This is a genomic window from Achromobacter sp. Marseille-Q0513 (assembly GCF_018195695.1).
Taxonomy (GTDB): domain Bacteria; phylum Pseudomonadota; class Gammaproteobacteria; order Burkholderiales; family Burkholderiaceae_B; genus Achromobacter.
The window spans coordinates 1-361 of record NZ_JAGTJY010000622.1 but is presented as its reverse complement, the minus strand read 5'-3'; the positions used below and the strand labels follow the sequence as shown (position 1 = coordinate 361).

The following is a 361-nucleotide window of genomic DNA, read 5'->3' as shown; positions in this document are numbered from 1 at the left end:
CGGCAGCGGCTCGCCCTGGGCCACGATGCGCGTCTGGCCGGGTCCGCACGCGATGTTGCCCAGCATCATTGCCAAGCACGAGGAAGACCTGCTGTCGGCCGGGAGCCGCCAGTCGCGCATCGTGGCCCAGGGCGAGCCGCTGCCGTTCCGGGTGGATGGCCTGGTGTCCGGCGTGCGCCGCGACGCGTCGGGCCTGCTGGAGCTGAGCGTGGACTCGGAACGCAGCCTGGATGAGCCGTGGCCGTCGCTGGCCAACACGGCCTGGCTGTTGCTGGCGGCGCTGCTGGTGCTGGTGCATCTGCCGCTGGCCGTGATCCGCTTGCGGCAGGCCGGCGCGCGCCGGCGGGCCTTGGACGAATAC

1 pseudogene is annotated in these 361 nt (G+C 72.9%); it reads left to right on the top strand.

The features are described from left to right. Positions 1 to 361: pseudogene (locus KDH83_RS32035) on the top strand (intracellular growth attenuator igaA); the annotation flags it as partial.